The sequence below is a fragment of the Effusibacillus dendaii genome (assembly GCF_015097055.1).
Classification (GTDB): Bacteria; Bacillota; Bacilli; order Tumebacillales; family Effusibacillaceae; genus Effusibacillus; species Effusibacillus dendaii.
In genome coordinates, this window is the sequence record NZ_AP023366.1 from 51071 (window position 1) to 71612 (window position 20542).

At 50.2% G+C, this 20542-nt stretch carries 22 protein-coding genes and 1 riboswitch; of the genes, 19 read left to right on the forward strand and 3 right to left on the reverse strand.

Annotation, left to right across the window (positions count from 1 at the left end; genetic code table 11):
• The first annotated feature begins 76 nt into the window (after positions 1-76).
• Positions 77-1045, forward strand: coding sequence for a resuscitation-promoting factor (locus skT53_RS00255; protein WP_200759235.1), 969 nt, complete (start codon positions 77-79; stop codon positions 1043-1045).
• A gap of 294 nt (positions 1046-1339) precedes the next feature.
• Here skT53_RS00255 and skT53_RS19050 read toward each other — a convergent pair whose 3' ends face one another.
• Positions 1340-1423, reverse strand: coding sequence for a putative holin-like toxin (locus skT53_RS19050; protein ID WP_226375473.1), 84 nt, complete (start codon positions 1421-1423; stop codon positions 1340-1342).
• 206 nt (positions 1424-1629) lie between these two features.
• Here skT53_RS19050 and skT53_RS00260 point away from each other — a divergent pair, with 206 nt between their 5' ends.
• Positions 1630-2565 (forward strand): SPOR domain-containing protein, encoded by a 936-nt coding sequence (locus skT53_RS00260; RefSeq protein ID WP_200759236.1) that lies wholly within the window; start codon positions 1630-1632, stop codon positions 2563-2565.
• 93 nt (positions 2566-2658) lie between these two features.
• Positions 2659-4083 carry an aspartate ammonia-lyase gene (gene aspA, locus skT53_RS00265; protein WP_200759237.1) on the forward strand — a complete coding sequence of 475 codons (1425 nt, stop codon included), beginning with the start codon at positions 2659-2661 and terminating at the stop codon, positions 4081-4083.
• A 51-nt stretch (positions 4084-4134) separates the two neighbouring features.
• Here aspA and skT53_RS00270 read toward each other — a convergent pair whose 3' ends face one another.
• Positions 4135-5352: a DUF2515 family protein gene (locus tag skT53_RS00270; RefSeq protein WP_200759238.1), complete on the reverse strand. Its 1218-nt coding sequence runs from the start codon at positions 5350-5352 to the stop codon at positions 4135-4137.
• Between the two features lie 180 nt (positions 5353-5532).
• Between skT53_RS00270 and skT53_RS00275 the strand changes: the two genes are divergently transcribed.
• The 15 genes from skT53_RS00275 (at position 5533) to skT53_RS18330 (ending at position 19368) form a co-directional block, all read left to right on the forward strand.
• Positions 5533-5787: a DUF4321 domain-containing protein gene (locus skT53_RS00275; protein WP_200759239.1), complete on the forward strand. Its 255-nt coding sequence runs from the start codon at positions 5533-5535 to the stop codon at positions 5785-5787.
• Positions 5788-5792: 5 nt separating this feature from the next.
• Positions 5793-6392 carry a Maf family protein gene (locus skT53_RS00280; RefSeq protein WP_404828915.1) on the forward strand — a complete coding sequence of 200 codons (600 nt, stop codon included), beginning with the start codon at positions 5793-5795 and terminating at the stop codon, positions 6390-6392.
• Between the two features lie 6 nt (positions 6393-6398).
• Entirely contained in the window at positions 6399-7097 is a 699-nt protein-coding gene (gene radC, locus skT53_RS00285) for a RadC family protein (protein WP_264175986.1), read from the forward strand.
• A 49-nt stretch (positions 7098-7146) separates the two neighbouring features.
• Complete coding sequence (locus skT53_RS00290) at positions 7147-8181, forward strand: rod shape-determining protein (protein WP_200759241.1); 1035 nt, start codon at positions 7147-7149, stop codon at positions 8179-8181.
• A 40-nt stretch (positions 8182-8221) separates the two neighbouring features.
• Positions 8222-9076 carry a rod shape-determining protein MreC gene (mreC, locus tag skT53_RS00295; protein ID WP_200759242.1) on the forward strand — a complete coding sequence of 285 codons (855 nt, stop codon included), beginning with the start codon at positions 8222-8224 and terminating at the stop codon, positions 9074-9076.
• A 17-nt stretch (positions 9077-9093) separates the two neighbouring features.
• Positions 9094-9603 (forward strand): rod shape-determining protein MreD, encoded by a 510-nt coding sequence (mreD, locus tag skT53_RS00300; protein WP_200759243.1) that lies wholly within the window; start codon positions 9094-9096, stop codon positions 9601-9603.
• Positions 9604-9624: 21 nt separating this feature from the next.
• Positions 9625-11478 carry a penicillin-binding protein 2 gene (gene mrdA / locus skT53_RS00305; protein WP_200759244.1) on the forward strand — a complete coding sequence of 618 codons (1854 nt, stop codon included), beginning with the start codon at positions 9625-9627 and terminating at the stop codon, positions 11476-11478.
• A 60-nt stretch (positions 11479-11538) separates the two neighbouring features.
• Entirely contained in the window at positions 11539-12213 is a 675-nt protein-coding gene (locus skT53_RS00310) for a septum site-determining protein MinC (protein WP_200759245.1), read from the forward strand.
• 14 nt (positions 12214-12227) lie between these two features.
• On the forward strand, positions 12228-13025 hold the full coding sequence (gene minD / locus skT53_RS00315; RefSeq protein WP_200759246.1) for a septum site-determining protein MinD: 798 nt from the start codon (positions 12228-12230) through the stop codon (positions 13023-13025).
• 85 nt (positions 13026-13110) lie between these two features.
• Positions 13111-14259, forward strand: coding sequence for a rod shape-determining protein RodA (gene rodA / locus skT53_RS00320; RefSeq protein WP_200759247.1), 1149 nt, complete (start codon positions 13111-13113; stop codon positions 14257-14259).
• A 67-nt stretch (positions 14260-14326) separates the two neighbouring features.
• Positions 14327-15163 (forward strand): M23 family metallopeptidase, encoded by an 837-nt coding sequence (locus skT53_RS00325; protein ID WP_200759248.1) that lies wholly within the window; start codon positions 14327-14329, stop codon positions 15161-15163.
• A gap of 20 nt (positions 15164-15183) precedes the next feature.
• Positions 15184-16041 (forward strand): M50 family metallopeptidase, encoded by an 858-nt coding sequence (locus skT53_RS00330; RefSeq protein ID WP_200759249.1) that lies wholly within the window; start codon positions 15184-15186, stop codon positions 16039-16041.
• A gap of 244 nt (positions 16042-16285) precedes the next feature.
• Positions 16286-16972 (forward strand): Crp/Fnr family transcriptional regulator, encoded by a 687-nt coding sequence (locus tag skT53_RS00335; protein WP_200759250.1) that lies wholly within the window; start codon positions 16286-16288, stop codon positions 16970-16972.
• Between the two features lie 505 nt (positions 16973-17477).
• Entirely contained in the window at positions 17478-18287 is an 810-nt protein-coding gene (locus skT53_RS00340; protein WP_200759251.1) for an alpha/beta hydrolase, read from the forward strand.
• A 72-nt stretch (positions 18288-18359) separates the two neighbouring features.
• Positions 18360-18486, forward strand: a riboswitch (cyclic di-AMP (ydaO/yuaA leader).
• Positions 18487-19368, forward strand: coding sequence for a C40 family peptidase (locus skT53_RS18330; protein ID WP_226375293.1), 882 nt, complete (start codon positions 18487-18489; stop codon positions 19366-19368).
• 75 nt (positions 19369-19443) lie between these two features.
• Here skT53_RS18330 and skT53_RS19055 read toward each other — a convergent pair whose 3' ends face one another.
• The gene (locus skT53_RS19055) at positions 19444-19581 is read right to left on the reverse strand and encodes an IS3 family transposase (protein WP_404828943.1); all 138 of its coding nucleotides are present in this window, start codon (positions 19579-19581) and stop codon (positions 19444-19446) included.
• Between the two features lie 565 nt (positions 19582-20146).
• Between skT53_RS19055 and skT53_RS00350 the strand changes: the two genes are divergently transcribed.
• The gene (locus tag skT53_RS00350) at positions 20147-20434 is read left to right on the forward strand and encodes a hypothetical protein (protein ID WP_200759252.1); all 288 of its coding nucleotides are present in this window, start codon (positions 20147-20149) and stop codon (positions 20432-20434) included.
• Positions 20435-20542 lie beyond the last annotated feature (108 nt).

Below are 20542 nucleotides of genomic sequence, written 5' to 3' on the forward strand. Positions count from 1 at the left end.
TTTCATCCGATATACTAATAATTAGGTCTATGGAAAATTTAACTAGTGGGGGAATGAAAAGCTAAGGAGTGATCGGGTGAGTAAATTCAGTCGAAGATCAATCTCATTATTGGCGGCAGCCCTGACCGTAACTGCAGCCGGAAGCGGTACGGCACTATCCCTGCATAAGACGGTCCAGTTGAACGTTGACGGTCAGAACAAGCGAGTTTCCGGTTTTTTTAGAGGCTCTATCGAACAGTTCTTGCATGAGCAAGGTATTGCTGCCGGTGGACAGGATATGGTGCAACCGCCCAAAAACTTCAAGGTGGCTGACGGGATGAGCATCATCGTACGACATGCCCGTGAAGTAACGATTCAGGACGGCGACAAGCAACCGCAAAAGCTGGTTACGACAGCCACATCGGTGGCAGATTTGCTTAAACAGGCAGGTATCCAACTCGGCAAAGAAGACCGGGTGAACGTGGAACTCTCCTCCGTTCCAACCGCCAATCAGACGATTTCTATTACAAGACGCGAAGTTCAAGTTGCAGTAACAGAAGAACCCATACCTTTTCAGACCGAACGCCAGCCTGACCAGAGTATAATCAGGGGGCAAGAAAAAACGCTGACGCCCGGTGTGGAAGGGTTAGCAAAAGTGACAACCCGCATTGTAATGGAAAATGGAATCGAACAAGAACGTCATGTCGATAAAGAAGTGATCAAAGAACCTGTCAACGCAGTAGTTGCATACGGAACAAAACCGATGGTGGTGGCGTCCCGTTCCGGCGAATCATTTGCGGCTGCGCGGCAAATGTATATGTCGGCCACCGGCTATGTCGGAGGCGGACGAACGGCGACCGGTCGGGTTGCCGAATATGGCATTGCAGCTGTCGATCCGAACGTAATACCGCTTGGCACCAAATTGTACATTGAAGGATATGGGTATGCATTGGCGGCGGATACGGGCGGAGATATTCGGGGAAATCGAATTGATCTCGTATTTAACTCGATGGGAGATGCACTGCAGTTCGGACGTCGTCAAGTCACCGTGTATATCGTCGAATAATCGAATCGAATAACCGCCTGCACGAAGCCATCCATCGATGGATGGCAAGCTTATTGCGATACGTATGAAAAATTGCTTGACCTGTACTCGCAATCCTCGATGCCGCAGATGCGGCAGGAGTATCTGGAGAAACTGAAAAAACGGCTCCCACGTGGGCGACAGCCATTGAAAATCGGGAAGGCATTCATGGCTAGGGTGAAATGCCGGGTGACCCGTTATACAATAGTTGCCCCCTTTGGGGGGTGACTCAAAGCGTTGCAGAGTAGACCGCTGAGTTGTCAGTTCAAGGGCGGTCTATTTCTTTTTCTTTCCCGACAGGAATAGAGCGACCAACACACCGAAAGAAATCATGAGGGAGATCGCCTCATAAACCGTCATGGCATCACCCCTTTCTTTCGGGGATCAGCCCCAACCGCCCTTGTTCCATGAGCATAAATTTGTGAATATCCTATAGCAGCTTCTTTTCTTCAATTCTCTATATTGTTTAGCCTGCCATTGCTATGAATTCTGCTGCGAGAATCATATGTTCGGGCTAAATGTCATACATTAGTTAAAAATGATAGAGCGCGGAAGGAGAAGCCGGAATGGACAAGTCCCGTATGACATTTACCTTTCGTCCCCCGCAAAGAAAAAAGATGGATATGAAACCGTTTCGCGATCGGCGACCGTTTGAATTTACCGGAACGCGGAATCGTAAGGAGTTGCCAATCGATCGGAACCCGTCTGATAAACGGCGGATGAAATCTTTCTGGAAGAACGGTGTTTGGCTGATGCCGATGGTCTTGGCCGCTTGTACTGGACTTATACTGGGGTTCGGGATTCTGTACGTTTTTAAAAACACACCTGCTCCCATGCAACAGCCTACTGTAACGACCGTGCGGCCCTTACCTTCCGCCACGTCAGCGTCTGCGACAGCGCAAAGCTTTCCTGGAATGGACCTGTATGTCTATCAACTGGGTGTTTACTCAAATTTGGACAGCGCGGCGAAAGGGATGGCCGAATTTGAAAAATTGGGTCTCAAACCGGTGGTCCATCGCGCGGATAAACTTCAACTTTGGGCGGGAGTAGCCGCCAGCAAAGCGGAGGCCCAGATTTTGGCGGATCGGTTGCAGCAGTTGGGTGTCCCCAATTACGGAAAGGACTATCAGATAACAGCCAAAAAAGGTGCCATACAAAACGTCGCCATGAAAGATGCGGCTACATTGTCGAGTGTGTTGACCCAGTATGTGCAGGTGATAAAGGATGGAATCACGTTGGCGAACCAATCCTCTCCCGCTAAACAGGAGGCGGATGCCTGGAACAAACGGATTCAGTCGGTTGCCGATCAGGCGGGGTTGGCGCGGGCCGTTTTTGAAAAAGCGAACCGTAAAGAAGAACTGAAACTTCTGGATGACATGAATCAGCAGTTGATCGATTCGGGACAAGCGCTAACCGCCGGGAAAGGTCTGCTCGACGTGCAAAAAAGTTTGACGCAATCCGTTGTCGATTATGAGCAACTGCTGGCCTACCTGCTCCCATAATACGGCGGTGTTTGCAGGAATACCGTAATTTTCAAACGGTCTCCTGGGCATGCTACCTACATCAAATCCGACGCTTGGCAGGGGGACATGTATATGGCAGCAGTGCGAACGGAGAAGGATCTGTTAGGAACAAGAGAGGTTCCGCTTGACGCCTATTATGGAATTCAGACGTTGCGGGCGGTTGAGAATTTTCCGATCACAGGAATTCCGCCTCATAAGGAATTGATTCGCGCCTTGGCGACAGTCAAGAAAGCGGCGGCCATGGCAAATCAGGAAATCGGAACACTCAAAAAAGAGATTGCGGACGCTGTTATTCAAGCAGCGGAAGAAGTGATATCGGGCAAGCTGCATGATTTTTTTATTGTGGATTCGATTCAGGGCGGGGCAGGAACCTCGATGAACATGAATACGAATGAAGTAATCGCAAATCGGGCGATTGAACTGCTTGGCGGCAAGAAAGGGGATTACCTGCTCTGCTCGCCCAATACGCATGTTAACATGGCGCAATCGACCAACGATGTGTTTCCGACCTCTATTCGGATCGCCTCCCTCCGGCTGGCGCAAGGTGTTCTGGAATCGTTGGCCGGGCTTCAGAACGCGTTTGCAAGGAAGGCAGAAGAGTTCGACTCGGTGATCAAAATGGGCCGTACTCATTTACAGGACGCAGTGCCGATCCGAATGGGGCAGGAATTTACCGCTTACTCTCGGGTCATTGCTCGTGACATCGAACGAATTGAACGATCGCTGGAAAATCTCCGTCAAATCAACATTGGGGCAACGGCTGTCGGTACCGGGTTAAACGCCATGCCCGAATACAGCGCAAAAGTGGTGAAACACCTGCGGCAAATTACCGGATTGGACTTGACGCACGCCGAAAATTTGGTCGATGCCACACAAAATACGGACGCCTATACAGAAGTATCTGGCGCCTTGAAAATCTGTGCGGTCAATCTAACCAAAATCTGCAACGATATTCGGTTGATGGCGTCCGGTCCGCGCACCGGATTTGCCGAGTTGAAACTGCCGCCGCGGCAGCCGGGCTCCTCGATTATGCCCGGCAAAGTAAATCCGGTGATGGCAGAAGTCGTCAATCAAGTGGCTTTCCAGATTCAGGGCAACGATCAAACGATTTGTCTGGCGTCGTCGGCCGGGCAGTTAGAATTAAACGTGATGGAACCTGTGCTGGTATTTAATTTGCTGCAGTCACTCTCGATTTTGCAGAATGCGGTAAGAGTGTTTACCCTCCATCTGGTGGAAGGGCTGCAGGCCAACGTGGAACGCTGCAAAGAACTTGTGGAAAGAAGCGTTGGGATTGTAACGGCGATTAACCCGCACGTCGGGTACGAAACCGCCACTTCGGTCGCCAAAGAGGCACTGGAAACAGGGCGTTCCGTGCGGGAAGTTTGTTTGGAACGCGGTATACTGACGAAAGAAGAGTTGGACGTCATTTTGAATCCGATGGAAATGACATCACCGGGCATTGCAGGGTCCCGTTTACAGTTGGCCCTGCAAAAATAAGGTAACACGGCGCAAACATAATGAAATGATGAGAGAGGGGCAGCCTTTTTTTCAAGCGAACCTCTCTTTCGCCACGACAGCAGCTTCCAATTCATTTAATCCCAGACAAAAAAGATGGTTCATGCTGCAGGCAGCGGGTGGGGCAAACGGTTCGAAAAAATCAAACACCTGCGCCTGCGTATCTGCAAACCAATCAGATTGTTCCAGCGCTTCAAATGGGCGGTCGTCCCAGGCAGATGCAAGTTCGGGGCTGTAAAAAAGCGCCGCGCCCGATTTTAAACGGCAATTCAGCAGCCGCTGTTCCTTATAATCCCCTGTATGTCGGCGCTCTTTTGAAAACAGATGCGGCCAAAAATCGGCCCTTGACCCGGTATGGGGCACCTGTTTGGCAAGCTGCAGCGCACCCCGATACACCTCTTGGATGCCAAACAGAATGCTGTATAAGCTTTTGCCAATTCCAATGCGCTCCTGCAATTCAGTGAACTGCTCGACGGTGACGCCTGCCAACTCGATTTCTTGCCGGGAATCCCGATAATAAGGGAAAACGATCTGCGTCAACTGCAGCAGCGCCTGTGCCTGAAATTCGAGCGTCTGGTACACATGTTTTGCAAAATGGGGATGCTTCACCACCCGCCGTTCAATATAATGCTGCTCGTTAATGATTAAGGCGACCGTCAGCAAGCGGGAGTCATGTGTCGCCAGGAAGTCCTCCCAGACAGGCATCATGAATCGCGAAACGCCAAACGCAGGCAGCAGATGGAAATAATTTTTCTGCTGTCGAACGCTTTCTGCATAAAGCAACAGTTGCGGATAGGCGTCATGAAAAATCAGGCTGTTGGCCCGTTCCAACGACTGGAAAAACGATTCGATTTCGTCTGCCGAAAGCAGGCGCGGAATCAATTCGCCGCGCAGGTCGGTCATGTGATAACCGCCGTTGCGTGATACCATATGCGCCAACAATGCCCAATGCAGTTCGGGATGCTGAAAATAAATCTGTCGGTAGGCTTCTGTTCGGGTCACGTTGTTGCGGTTTTTCTGCGAGGTGATTCGATCAATGCGGCTAACCAGCCGGTTTTCCTGTTCCGTCAACTGGCGGGGAAACGACCGGTAAACGTTTGAATCAGCCAATTGCAGAGCCCGTTTTTTAAGTTCATCGATTTGTTTGCCAGAAAATCGGATGGATCGCCAGTTTTCCCGGAGATGCATCTGTCTTCGATTGGTTATATGGATACCAAGCCCGCCTAACCAAGCCAAAAGATGTTGCAGCATGTTCCATACTCCTTCTTTCCCGTTCACTTCCAGTATGTCCAAACATTTCCGAATGTTGAACGAGCTTTTTTCTATTTCCTTAGCAGGACTTGCCGTCTGTTTTGTCGAAATGTTTTTGTCGAAATAACTCGCAACATATTCGGTTGCAAGTGGACATGCAGGTACAAAGGGGGTATGATTATGGCGAGATCATCCTCCAACATACGACGATTTGCGATCCTGCTTGCAGGTTTGCTGTTGGGTACTTTGGCGGGACAATTGTTGGGAAAAGCGTTTCATCTCGGGTGGTTGACCGATGCGTGGACACCGATTGACTGGCATCCGGCAGGAGATTTAGTATTTGTCAAATATGATCTCGATTTACAGGTCAAACTAAATTTGGCAAGCCTAATCGGATTGGTATTAGGCTGGTGGATCTCAAAAAATAGTAGGTGATGCGCATGCGGAACTTGGTGCTCGCTTCCGGTTCACCCCGCCGCCGCGAGCTGCTTTCCGGTGTAGGACTGTCCTTTCAGGTGATGGTCTCGGATGCAGATGAAAAGGTCGACAGCGGGTTATCCCCTGATGAAATTGTCCGTACCCTCGCATTTCGAAAAGCGTCAGCCATAGCGAATGAGCTTTCGGAAGGGATTGTAATCGGGGCTGATACGATTGTGGTCCTAGAGGATCTCGTGCTGGGTAAACCGAAAGATGAACAGCAAGCTCGTCAGATGCTGAAACAATTGCAAGGACGCGTACATACGGTCTATTCCGGTGTGGCGGTGATCGATGCCAAAACAGGGCAGCAAGCGGTCGGCCATCGGGCGACTCGGGTACATATGCGCCCGCTTTCCGATGCTGAAATTGAAGCGTATGTCAAAACAGGAGAACCGCTTGATAAAGCGGGTTCCTACGCTATTCAAGGAATTGGATCGACACTTGTGGAACGTATTGAAGGAGACTATTTCACTGTCGTTGGACTTCCTATGGAATTGCTTGCTTCGATGTTAACTTCCTTTGACATTCATGTGTTAAAGACGGCAGAGGAAATCAAGAGGTGAGTCAATTTGAAGAGGGAAGCATCCAACCGGGTGCTTGTTCGTGAACTGCCGACCGAGGAACGGCCGCGTGAGCGCATGCTGCGCGAAGGGGCCCAAAGCCTTAGCAATGCCGAACTGTTGGCGGTAATGCTGAGGACGGGTACAAACGGGAAATCCGTCATCCAGGTGGCGGAACAGTTGTTGTCGCACTTTGGAGGACTGCGTTCTTTAATGGAGGCGGACATCCGGGAAATGACCGAAATTGCCGGTATGGGACCGGCCAAAGCTCTGCAGGTGCAAGCGGCAGTGGAAATTGGAAAACGGATTGCCCGTTTGGTCAGGGAACCGGCAACCGTCATTCGCAATCCGCAGGATGTGGTGGATCTGTTTATGGACCGGCTTCGCTTTGAGAAGAAAGAACATTTCATTGCTGTACATTTGGACACCAAAAACCAGGTGATTGCAGAAGAAACCGTATCGATCGGATCGCTTGATTCTTCGATCGTTCATCCCCGAGAAATCTTCAAAACCGCTCTAAAGAAGAGCGCAGCTTCGATTATTTGCATCCACAATCATCCCAGCGGCGACCCGACTCCAAGCCGTGAAGACATTCTTGTCACCAAACGTCTGGCGGAGGCTGGCCGTATTCTTGGGATTGAAGTGTTGGACCATATCGTGATCGGTGAACAGCGTTTTGTCAGTTTAAAGGAACAAGGCTTGTTTTAATTCTATCTAAGACCATCACACCGGACTGTGCCTGAAGGGAGTATATGACATGTTAAACAATCGTGACATGGGAATTGATTTGGGAACGGCGAATACACTCGTTTTTTTGAAAGGGAAAGGAATTATCCTGCGCGAACCGTCAGTGGTTGCGATTCGCACCGACTCGGGAGGTATTGAAGCGGTTGGCGAACAGGCAAAAATGATGATCGGTCGAACGCCAGGCAACATTGTGGCGGTCAGACCGATGAAAGATGGCGTAATTGCCGATTTTGACACAACAGCTACCATGCTGCGCCATTTCATCCGGCAGGCGCTCAAGAAAAAATCGGTGTTTTCCGGTCGTCCGCGCGTTATGGTATGTGTTCCATCCGGCATCACGGAAGTGGAAAAGCGTGCGGTGGAAGACGCCACGTTGCAGGCGGGGGCACGCGAAGCCTACACGATCGAGGAACCGATGGCAGCCGCAATTGGCGCCGGGCTTCCGGTGGGAGAACCTACAGGCTCCATGGTGGTGGATATTGGTGGCGGAACTACCGAAGTGGCGATTATTTCGCTTGGCGGGATTGTGACCAGCCGCTCGATTCGGGTGGCGGGTGATGAAATGGACGAAGCGATCATTCAATATATCAAGAAAACGTATAATTTAATGATTGGCGAACGTACAGCGGAGGAGTTGAAAATTTCGATCGGTTCCGCCATGGCGTCTGGTCGTCAGGAAACACTGGATATCCGGGGGCGCGACCTTGTAACAGGCCTGCCAAAAACACTGACCATTTCCGGCGAAGAGATTGCAAAAGCTCTGGAAGATACGGTCAATTCGATTATTGAAGCGGTTAAAATCACGCTGGAAAAATCACCGCCCGAACTGGCTGCCGACATTATGGACCGTGGAATTGTCCTGACGGGAGGCGGCGCTCTGCTGCGGGATCTCGACCGTTTGTTGGCGAGAGAGACCGGCATGCCGGTGATTGTAGCGGAAAATCCGCTTGATTGTGTGGCCCTGGGAACCGGAAAAGCGCTCGATTTGATTCATTTGTTCAAAAATCGGACCGGATTCACTTCCAAAAAACGTTCTTCGCGTTAATAACGATATACGTAGACAGAGAAAAGGATGTGGGTGACGGGTGGCCCGATTCTTCAGTAACAAACGGTTGCTGGCGCTGCTTATCAGTTTAATATTGCTTACAGTTCTTGTATCGTTCACGGTGCGGGAACGGGCGAATGTTACTTGGCCGGAAAAAATTCTGATTGATGTCACTTCCTGGATGCAAGGCCTGGTCTATCGCCCTGTCAGCCACTTGTCCGGATTTATTGATGATGTGGAACAGATCTTTTCTCTGTATCAGGAAAATGCCGCTTTAAAGGAAAATCTGCGGGATTATGCAACCCTCAATGCACGGCTTAAAGAGGCGGAACAGCGCAATAAACAACTGCAGACGATGCTTAATTTCCGGGATGGGGACAAATCCCGTCCTTATAAAATGTATCCGGCGAACGTGACGGGACGCTCTCCGGACAAGTGGAATTCTTCCATCGTGATTGACAAAGGGGAGAAGGATGGGGTCAAAAAAGATATGGCGGTGATTGCGCCAGAAGGCGGCCTGGTCGGCAGGGTAATGGAAGTTGGCGAATTCAGCAGCAAAGTGCTGCTGATTACCGATACGAACCGGATGGGGATTTCCGCCATGGAACAGGAAACCAGAGCGGTCGGCATTGTGAACGGATCCAGCTCCAGCCCGGGAGCGGTTGAAATGGGACTGATTGATCGCGAAGCACGGCTTGCCGCAGGGCAAACGGTAGTCACATCCAATCTGTCAGATATTTTCCCGCCGGGGATTCCGATTGGCACGATTACATCCGTTGCGTTAGAAGATACCGGATTAACCAGAAAGGCGATTTTAAAACCGACTGCCAATCTCGATCGACTGGAGGTCGTGTTTTACCTGGAACGTGACTCGACTCCGGCAAAAGGGCAATAAGGAGGTCGGGATACGGGATGCGGCCGATATACGTTTTTCTTGTCCTGTTATTCGCAATGATTCTGCAAGCCACTCTGTTTGTGCAGAAACCGTTCAACTGGGTGCAGCCTTCCTTGACGGTAGTATTAACCGTGTTTATCGCCTATTTTCGCAATCAACGGTTGGCGATGGTATTGGGTCTGATGGTCGGCCTGGTACAGGACGTGGTATATGGTACGCTGATCGGCATGCATACGTTTTCGTTGGCGCTTGTTGGCTACTTTTCAGGCGCGCTGTTCCGGGTATTCCTGAATCGCAGCCTGATCATGCTGTTATTTATGGTGCTTGGCATGACGGTCGGGTATGAATTCCTGAATTACGGAATTGCCACCATCTTCGGCCGGCTGCGGATCGATTTGTTGGTTGTTTTAACACATGCGGTGCGTTTGATGATTTTTAACGGAATTTACGGGTTGCTTCTGTATCCGTTTGCGGAACGATGGCTGCCGGCAAACGAAGACTGGAGATTGGGGGAGGAACAACGCTGACCGAACAGGGAGGGTGTTCCTTTGCTACATCGATCGGGTATGCGGAAAACTCGCTGGTTTTTACTGAAAGTCGTGGTAGTTGCGGCGTTTGTTGCCCTGCTGCTTCGACTTTTTGCTATGCAGGTGACACACGGCACCATGTATCGGGCTAAAATCGAACGGGAACGGATTGACCACTTTCCGCTAACCGCTCCAAGAGGGCAGATTTTGGACAGAACAGGAACGTTGTTGGCGCGCAACGTGCGAGTGTTCAATCTCATTTACCTGCCGGTGGAAGGACGCAATCGGGCAGCCGAAACGGCTCGACTCCTGGCTCCGATTTTAGGGAAACAGCCGAATGAGGTGCTGCAAACGATGGATGTGGGGGAAGAGCCGAAGCTCCCCTTTACGCTTCCAAGACGCCTGGCATTTGATTTGAATCCGAAACAGACCAGTTGGCTGCTGGAAAACCAGGACAAACTGCCTGGCCTTCGAATTATTGTCGAATCGAAACGGGAATACCCGCAAAAGCGGGTGGCTGCCCACATATTGGGTTATCTGAATTCCATCCCGCCGGAAGAATGGGACGCATACCGGCAGAAAGGGTATTCGCTTGATGCCCAAGTGGGCGTTTATGGGTTGGAGAAACAGTATGAAAGCTTCCTGAAAGGCAGAGACGGGGCGCTTTTGATCGAGTCAAACGGCAATCCGGGCGGAGGCTTTTCTGTCAGGGAAACAGCTTCCATTCCCGGTCACAATTTAATTGTCAGCCTCGATCTCAAACTGCAAAGTGCCGTTGAAAAAGCCCTGCGTGAGCAAGTGCAACGGATTAACTCCGACCCGAAGAAGAAAAAAGTGTCTCATGCGGCCGCTGTTGCGATTCAACCGCAAACAGGCGATGTGCTGGCGATTGCGAGCTATCCTGGATTTGATCCGAACATCTGGGTGGGCGGCATTTCGCCGTCCGACTATCGCAACTTTCAGCCAGCCCAACAAAATTGGGCTTTGCAGGTGCCGATTCCGCCCGGTTCCACAGTCAAACCGCTGACCCTTTTGATGGCGTTGGAGAAAGGGATCGTTTCATCTTATCAGTCTTTGTTCGATCAGGGACGATTGCAGATCGGATGGGAAACAAACGGTGATCCGCACTACTTTTATTGCTGGGACCACTCGGGGCATGGAGATGTGGATGCACGCAAGGCGCTTGCTGTATCTTGCAATGTGTACATGTACCAGCTCAGTCTTTGGTTGGGCAATTATTCCCCGGGGAAAGATGCGACCCGCTGGCTGCAAAACGAATTGCCGATGGCCATTCAATATTTTCGTGATACGCACCGGAAATTCGGACTGGGCGTCCCGACAGGAGTGGATCTGGGCGAGGAAGTAAAGGGCCGTTTTCAGACTACAGGACAGTTGGCCGACCTGCCGTTTGCCGCAATTGGACAAAATCAGGCCTACACCGCCATGCAGCTCGCCCAGTATGTGGGTACGCTGGCCACAGGCGGTAAACGGATGGAGCCGCATGTGGTAAAAGAAATTCGGGCAGTTGATGGGAAACTGGTCAAACGAAACGATCCAAAGGTGCTAAACGAAGTGTCGATTCGGTCAGATTGGCTGCAAACGATTCGGGAAGGAATGCGCGATGCGGTAAACAAACCTTACGGCACGGCGTATTCCACATTCCTTGGAACTCCTTATACGGCGGCTGGCAAAACAGGGACGGCGGAAACCGGACGCGGGGAAGACAACGCGTTGTTCGTCGGCTATGCCCCTTTCGAAAATCCGCAGATCGCGATCGCGGTGATTGTGCCGGAGGGCGGTCATGGGTCCGATTCGAGCGTGCCGATTGCAAGAAAAATTTTTGACGCGTTTTTTTCGGAAGGAAAAAACCGCTAATTTGGCGAATAAGTACGATTGTACGTCGCGTTATTTGCTATCTAGACAGGAGGACCTGAAATGCAGGATCAACCCGGCTGCGAGATGCCTCGTACAGTCAAACAAGCGGTAACAATTAAAGGCATCCGTGATGGATTGGTTTTTCTTTTTGACGATCAGTGTTCGTTCGCAGAAATTCTTGAAGACTTGCAGGAAAAACTGCACGGCGCACAAAGTCAGCTGTTATCGGGTCCGATTATACGAGTCACGATTGAAACGGGAAGACGGGTTTTTGATGAAGTACAGAAAGAACAGATCCGTCAATTGTTGAGCATATATGGAAATCTGGTCATTCAAGGTTTTCATTCGGTGTTGGAAGAAGAATTCCCAAAGCCGCCTCATGTTTTTTTGCACAGAGGAACGGTCCGATCCGGTCAATCTATTGAATTCGACGGGGACATCACGATTATTGGCGACGTGAACCCCGGCGGACAGGTGTTGGCCACCGGAGATATTTATGTGATGGGCGCGCTGCGTGGAATTGCCCATGCCGGTTGCCGCGGAAACGAGCAGGCCGTGATCGGAGCGGTCTATTTTCAGCCGACTCAACTGCGTATCGGGTCGGTGATTTCGCGTTCGCCAGATACGTCGGATATACGTTCCGAAGCGGCAGAAATGGAGTTTGCTTATTTGCGAAACGGACAGATGGCCGTTGAGAAAATGTTCAACTTATACAGCATTCGGTTAAAGAAGTGAGAGGAGGTTCTGGCATGGGGGAAGCAATTGTTGTGACATCCGGCAAGGGTGGCGTGGGGAAAACCACGACTACCGCCAATATCGGTACAGCGCTCGCCCTGTCTGGGAAAAAAGTCTGCCTGGTCGATACAGACATCGGGCTTCGCAATTTGGATGTAGTGTTAGGGCTGGAGAATCGAATTGTGTTTGATATGATGGATGTGGTTACAGGCAACTGCCGTCTCGAACAGGCGCTTGTGAAGGACAAGCGGTTTGATCATTTAAGTTTGCTGCCTGCCTCGCAAACGAAAGACAAAACGGCACTCGATCCGGAAGCAGCCAGAAAAGTCGTGCAGGAATTGAAAGAAAGCTATGATTTCGTGATGATCGACTGTCCGGCTGGCATCGAACAAGGATTCCAGATCGCCATCGCGGGAGCGGATCAGGCGATCGTTGTCACCACCCCGGAGAACGCGGCGGTACGGGACGCAGATCGGGTCATCGGGCTGCTCGAAAAGGCAAAACTGCACGGCCCGAAACTGGTCATTAACCGGATCCGACCGCATTTGGTACGGCAGGGCGATATGCTCGACATTGACGAAATCGTGTCCGTTTTGGCGATTGATCTGTTGGGAATCGTGCCGGATGATGAACATGTCATCGCGGCGGCCAACCATGGGGAACCGACCGTGATGAATCCCTCCTCGAAAGCGTCACTCGCCTATCGCAATATGGCACGACGGATTTTGGGGGATTCGGTGCCCTTGATGAATTTGCAGGAGGAAACCGGATTTTTTGACAAACTGAAAAAAATGGTCGGATTCGGCAAGTAAACGGCCTCTCCACTGGGCATACTGGAAACAACGGAGGAATTTGGCTTTCAGCCAAATTCCTCCTTTTCGGTCGTGGGGTGAGATCGTGATTGAACGGGTAGCCAACAAACGGATAGTCGATATTGATTGGCTGATGGTTGCGATTGTGGCCGGATTGTCGGTCGGATCTGTTGTCATGGTAGCCAGTGCCTCGCACGTCAATCTGACCGGAGATCCTTCTTATTTCTACGCTCGCCAATCGGTTTGGTTCCTGATCGGATTTGGCGTGTTGTTTTACTCGCTGCGGATCGATTACGCCGAGTATACACAACATTGGAAGCAGCTTTATTTCGTGGGAATCGGTTTATTGGTGCTCGTCAGTTTGACAGGCGCGGTGACGAACGGTGCAAAAAGTTGGTTTCAAATCGGTCCGCTCCGTCTGGAACCGGCTGAACTGATGAAGATTATTCTCATTTTGACAATGGCAAGCCTTCTGGAAAATACGGAATCGGCGCTATCCAACAAGCAATTGCTGCAGGCGTTGTCGGTCGCCGGATTGCCCGTTTTTTTGGTTATTTTACAGCCCGACCTGGGAACGGCGCTGATGATGAGCGCGATCGCATTTGGAATCTTGTGGGCGCGCGGCATCGGGCGGAAGCAGGCGGCAGCGCTGCTGGCGGTCGGTAGTCTGGCGGCAGGCACGTTTGCCGCTCTTTTTGTCGTAAAGAAAGAGCTGTTTTTCAAACTGGTGCATCCGTACCAATGGGAGCGGCTGACATTGTTTCTGCATCCGCAAATCAGGGAAACGGGGATGGGAGCGGGCTACCAACTGCACCAATCGATGTTGGCGATTGGGGCTGGGCAAATCTGGGGGGAAGGCATATTTAAGGGGATCCAAACACAAGGGGCCTGGATTCCGGAACGACATACCGATTTTATTTTTTCCGTGGTAGCGGAAGAATTGGGATTCGCAGGCGCTTGTCTGCTGCTGGCGGCCTATTTTGCCCTGCTTTGGCGGATGATCAAAATCGGCCGGGAGGCGCGCGACTCGATGGGTGCTTTGATTGTAGCGGGCGTGTTGTCAATGTTTCTGGCCCAGGTATTTGAAAATGTAGGGATGACCATGTCCATCATGCCGATTACAGGGATCACCTTACCCCTTATGTCGTACGGAGGCAGTTCCATTCTTTCCAGTATGCTGGCTATCGGGCTTGTCTTGAATGTCGGTTATCATCGGAAGAAAATCAAATTTTAATGCGTCATATCCTTGTCCAGACTCGAATAAGATATACCACGCACGTTTGGACAAGGAGGGAAAACCGGTGAAAAAATCGCAATCATGGGATGAAGAGGAGGAAGCAAACTTCCCGCCTCCTTCACACCCGATATATCAGGGGCTGCGCGATCAGGAGGGAAGGGAGCTGCAGCGTCCGTTTCGTTTCGATAAAGGGATCGGATCGTATGGAAGAACGGCTCCTTCCCGCTGGGAAGGACCTTGGTATGATGCGCGCGGACAGAGAGATCGAGATCGTTATGATCGTGACGAGACGGATGAAAGGGAAAGCGGACGCATCATGATCCAGGTAATTTTGGCCGCCGTTCTGGTGTTGGTCGTATTCGTCGTGTTTCAATCGAATCATCCGATGGCGCTGCGGGCGCAGCAAATCGTTCGTACAGTGATGACCAACCAGACAAACTATACGGCGCTCACCGACTGGATTTCATCACATCTGGACAGCCGTCTGGCTGTTCCCGCAACATCTGGCAGTGCCACCAGCATCGAAGCGGTTTCGTATGTGACACCATTAAATGAATTCAAAGAGTTAAAATCGTTCGATGCTGTCAATTACCCGGCTATTCTTTTGCAGTCAGGGCCTGCGGCAGAAGTCAGAGCGGTTACCAAAGGGCAAGTGAAAACGTTTGATAAAAACGATAAATATGGTATTTATGTAGTGATCGACCATGGCGGCAGCATAGGCCAGACGCTTTATGGCAATCTGGAATCGGTCGCTGTCAAGCCGGGGGATTGGGTCTATACGGGTCAAACAATCGGGAAAACGGCAAAAACCGCAAGCTCGAATCTGTACTTTGCCTACTTTGTAAAAGACAAACCGATCGATCCGCAGGAAATTCTGCTGCGGGCAGGGCAAAAACAGTGAACATGGCAGCGTACAAGGGGATGCGGTGGAAAGTTCATCCCCTTTTTGTTGGACTGATGGCACTTTCCTACTGGACGCCGTATTTTCAGCAGATGGTTCTGCTGTTTGGCTGTGTGCTGCTGCATGAGTTGGCGCATGTGGCAGCGGCTGTTTCTTACGGGTACCGTGTAAAAACAATTGAGATTCTTCCGTTTGGCGGGGTGGCGCGACTGGAACACGGGTCACTCGGATGGCATCCGAAGCATGAAACTGTGATTGCAATTGTGGGTCCGTTGACGAATTTTCTGATCTTGTTTCTCGTAATTCTTCTCCAGCAATTGAACTGGATCCATGATGCGACCGCCTCCTATCTGGCGGAAATCAATCTCATGCTCGCTTTTTTTAATTTGTTGCCTGCTTTGCCGCTGGATGGAGGCAGAATTTTACGAGCGGCTTATTCCTGTACTCTCGGATTTCAAAAAGCGACTGTGGTGGCGATTACGATGGCGTTTGTTTTGTCCGCTTGTTTGATGAGCCTGGGGCTGCTAGCGCTGTGGGCAGGGTTTGTTCAGGTCGGGATGGTCACCTTGGGAGCGTTTTTGTTAACGGCAGCTTGGCAATTGCGTAAACAGATCCAGTATGACACGATCCGTTTCCTTGACGCAAAACGCAGACAGCGGTTTGCACGGCCGCTGCCTGTAAGATCGTTGGCCGCTACGGCGAACACTCCACTGTTAAAGGTTTTATCTCAATTTGCTCCTGATGCGTATCATGTTGTATACGTGAAAGACCAGGCCACGCAAAATATGCGCATCTTGATGGAGGAAGATCTGCTGGAAGCGGCTCGTCGACCGGGGGCCATCCGGATGCCGCTCGGACAAATTTTTGAAGGCGATTAATCTGGGCGGATTTTCGGGTGTGTGGGGGGAACAAGACAATCTCAGGCCTCTTGTCAGATTCCTTTAAAATATGGTACGGTAAACTGAAACAGATCTTTCCAGATGGCGAAGCACTGATCCGCAGGGTAAGTCTCTGCTTTGCCTGAACGTGCCAAGTCACTCTATGTAGCCGCCAAGTCACTCTATGTAGCCGCCGGGTCGCTATGGTGGCATAGCCATCGGGTCTCGCTAAGGAGGGAAGAGGATGTCCAGTTTGTGTGCGGTGTGTGAATTAAGTGATTATCAATTATTCGAGGGTGTTGAGCAACAAGAATTGGACCAGCTTGGCAAGGGGAGTCAACCGACGGTGGTCCAAAAACGGAATTATATTTTTACACCTGACGAACCAAGCAACGCGGTCTATTTGTTGAAGAAAGGCCGGGTACGAATTTCGCGTTTATCGGATACAGGAAAACAGTTTACCCTTGTCATATTGGAAGCGGGGTCGATTTTTGGGGAAAGCGCGGTGTTTGGAGACGAGCCGCGTAAATATTACGCAGAGGCGCTGGATGACGCCTATATTTGCGCCATCAACAAACATGAATTTGAAAAAATCGTTTCCAGCAATCCGACCGTCTCTTTGCGGTTGGCCCGAATTGTGGAGCAACGGCTGGAAGAAGCACAGGAACAGCTGGAAAATCTCGTCTTTTATGATGTGCAAACAAGACTTGCCCGCTTGCTGCTTAAGTTGGCTGACCTGCATGGTGAAATTGTTCCGGGCGGGGTGCAAATCGGCATCCGTCTGACGCATGAGGACATGGCCAGCCTGATCGGATCGACACGCGAAACCACCAGTAAAATTCTCAATGAGTTCAAGGCTGCGAACTACATTGATGTGGTAAAACGAAATATCATTCTGCTTGATCAAAAAGCATTGGCGGAAATGCAATAGTACCTGACAAATAGAGTGCGCAACCGGATTTTATTGTCCGGTTGCTGTTTTTTTGTCTTTTTGCGTTAATTGGTCCAACATCAGTTTTTTAGCAGGGTTTTGTGAGTGGAGATCGAATATTGTCAAAGGCAAGTACCCAAAGGGCATGATGTACAACTTGGCAACTAGTTGCCTTAGTTGTACAGATCCCCGCAAGGGGGCAAGTCACGCTTTGACATCAAAGATGCCAAGTCGTGCTATGTACCCAAAGGGCACAAGTCACGCTTAGGCATCAAAGATGCCAAGTCGTGCTATGTACCCAAAGGGCACAAGTCACGCTTAGGCATCAAAGATGCCAAGTCGTGCTATGTACCCAAAGGGCACAAGTCACGCTTAGGCATCAAAGATGCCAAGTCGTGCTATGTACCCAAAGGGCACAAGTCACGCTTAGGCATCAAAGATGCCAAGTCGTGCTATGTCGTGCTGAAGTGCGAGGTGCCTAAGTCACACTGTGGAGGAAGTATGCGTGCAGGAGGAACTCTTTTTTCAAAAATGGTTGCCGCAGGGTCCGATGGAAGGTGCGGTTCTGATCGTGCATGGAGCGGGTGAGCACAGCGGCCGATATCAGCATGTGATTGAATTTTTGCGAAATCGTCAGTTCGCTGTTTTTGCGGGGGATCTGCCCGGACTTGGCAGGTCGGGCGGCAGACGCGGCCATATTGATCAGTTTCAGCAGTATGTAGATTGTCTAAAGAACTGGCTGCTGGAAGTGAGTCGGGAAGTTGGCGATCGGCCGATTTTTCTGTTGGGTCATTCGATGGGAGGGCTTGTCACCATCCGGCTTTTGCAGCATCCGAATGCCGAGCAACTGCCGATTCGGGGTGCTGTTGTGACATCTCCTTGCCTGCGTTTGCGAATGCGGGTTCCGAAGTGGCAGCAGAAGTTGGCGAAACTGCTGTTGCGAATTGCACCAAAATTGCGAATACCAAACCGTATTCGAGCGAACGACGTGTGCCGCTCGGAGGCGGTTGCCAGCCAATACCGGCAGGACCCGAATATGGAGTTTCGCGTTTCCGTGCGTTGGTATCACGAACTACAGAAAGCGATGAAAGATGCACTGCTGCAGGCAGGATCTGTGAAACACCCCCTCTTGATTCTGCAGGCGGGGGCGGATCGGCTCGTGGATCCGGAAGCGGCCATCGTATTCGCGGAACGGCTTACGGTAGTGGACCGATCATTAAAACTGTATCCGGGACTCTATCACGAATTGCTAAACGAACCGGAGCAAGAGGTGGTATTGGGAGATCTCACAAATTGGATCAAATCCAGAAAATAGGCCGAAAGAACTAGGTTATTACGGCAAAAGTCTATTGAAGTTCGACAAAATAGCTGATAACTTAATAGAGTAAGAAAAAATTTGCCGAATCTGACAACTGTCAGTACGGGGGAACTATTTTTTGGGGTGAATCACACACGTGTAGGGGACCTCAACCCGAACCCGACAACTAACCTCGGAGGCAACAGGAGGAGTCGCGTTGAATAGGCATTTGGCATCTCTAGTTTTTGCGGGGGCTGTTTTTTCTGCATCCCTCGGCATCGCAAACGCGCAAACGGTGTCGTCCGACACAGCGGCGTCAGCATCGACTACAATGTCAACGGTGAAAGAACCATCACCTTCATCGACGCCATCCGCAGCATCTTCGTTACCGGATGTAACGAAACAGACGCTATCACAAACCACGTCGTCACAATCTTCAACCGCATCGCCTGATACAAAATCAGCTCCCGCTTCCACTCCAGAGCCATCGGAGAATATTCTGGCGTTTGGGTCACAAGGAGATAAAGTGACTGCGATTCAGCAGCAGTTACGGATTTTGGGATATTTCACATATCCTTCAAACACTGGTTATTATGGTGAATTGACTGAAGGTGCCGTGAAAGCATTCCAAAAGGACAACGGAATTGAAGTAACAGGCAAAGTGGGCCCGACAACCGCCAAAATATTGGCAGACGTGGCTGCTAAAAACGAGGCGAATTGGAAGCAGTCAAACGCTGCCAAATCTTCTCAGTTGATTGATACGGCTGAATCGTTGATCGGCACGCCTTATGCTTGGGGCGGTACCAGTCCAAGCGGGTTCGACTGTTCCGGTTTTGTGAATTATGTTTTTAAGAATACAAAAGGTATTCAACTGGGCCGCACCACTGGAGATATGTATTCGGAAGGCACACCGGTCACTGATCTGCAGCCCGGAGACCTTGTATTCTTTGCCACGTATTCCTCGGGACCGTCACATGTAGGCATCTATGTGGGTGACAACCAGTTCATTTCGTCGACCGATTCCTACGGAGTCAAAATCGACAGCCTGAGCAATTCGTATTGGGGCCCCCGATATTTGGGCGCAAAGCGCATCGGTTAAACTACAGAAAAATTAGCAAAGCCTGATTAAATCGTCATAACCCCGCCCAGTGGAGAAGAGTACAAATAGAAAGATTTAGGCAGCGACCGTTTCCCGGTATTTAACCGGGGAGCGGTCGCTAAGCTTTTTCTGAAAACGATTATGGTTTTGGAAGAAAATATAATCTTCTATGTACTTGATTCGCTTCAGATAGTATGCGAGGGTTTGATAAATAGATTTTTTCTGTCTTTAAGTGGGAAAAGAAGGACTCGATACAGGCATTATCCAGACAAATTTGTTCTGCGTGAATGGCTACCCGATAGGTCGAGCTTTTTGAGTTTCGATTGAATACCTTGGAAGTGTGTTGAAACCCTTATTTGGAATGGAGGAACCACCCCTACCCTTAATATCTATTATAAGAATGCGGCTTTTCCAGTTCGTGTCTCTAATAGTATAATAAGTAATTATTACTCGATCGTAAAAAGAAACTGCTGCCAGTGTCGACTCCAAGGAAACCAAATACTTTTATAGGTTCATCAAGGGAAGCTATCGACCTGGCAGATGCCGTACGTTCTCAGATTAGTCAGTATACTCAGGTTTCTCCCTGGTACGGCGGTACATTTCGCAGAAACGATCAAAATATTCTTATAATTGATATAATTCCATCTTACATAAAAAAACACCTGCAAAGCAGTGCATCACCACAAAGGGTTCGGCGACTGCCTGCAGGGTGCGTTCACGCCTGCTCCGTCCTCCACATAAATTGGCAGAAAAGAAACAGCCAGAGGAGACTGCCATTATGTGGACCTATCTGATGATTGCGGTGGCAAGCGGTTTAATTGAGTATTTTGCGCTGTCCACCTTTCGCATTTATCGAGATATTATAAACGATTTTTTGCCTGAGCTTGCCAGCCAAAGTGAACAACCCGTGCAAGCGGATCTGATTCAAATACTGCTGACAAACCGATTCTGGCGGCTGACAATGGTGCTGCCGGTGGCTTTTCTTTGCACCTTTATTTTGTTTCCTTATGATTTGTTAAAAGGCCTGTATTGGTTACAGGCCCAGATTGGCAAGTTGTTTTTTTAGGCTTGGCGGAGCCAAGTTTTTTTAACAGCTTAGAAAGTATAAAAATGTGATATTCCATCACCATTTTTATACTTTCGGCTGTCGAAAAAGGCTTCCTCTATTAGACGC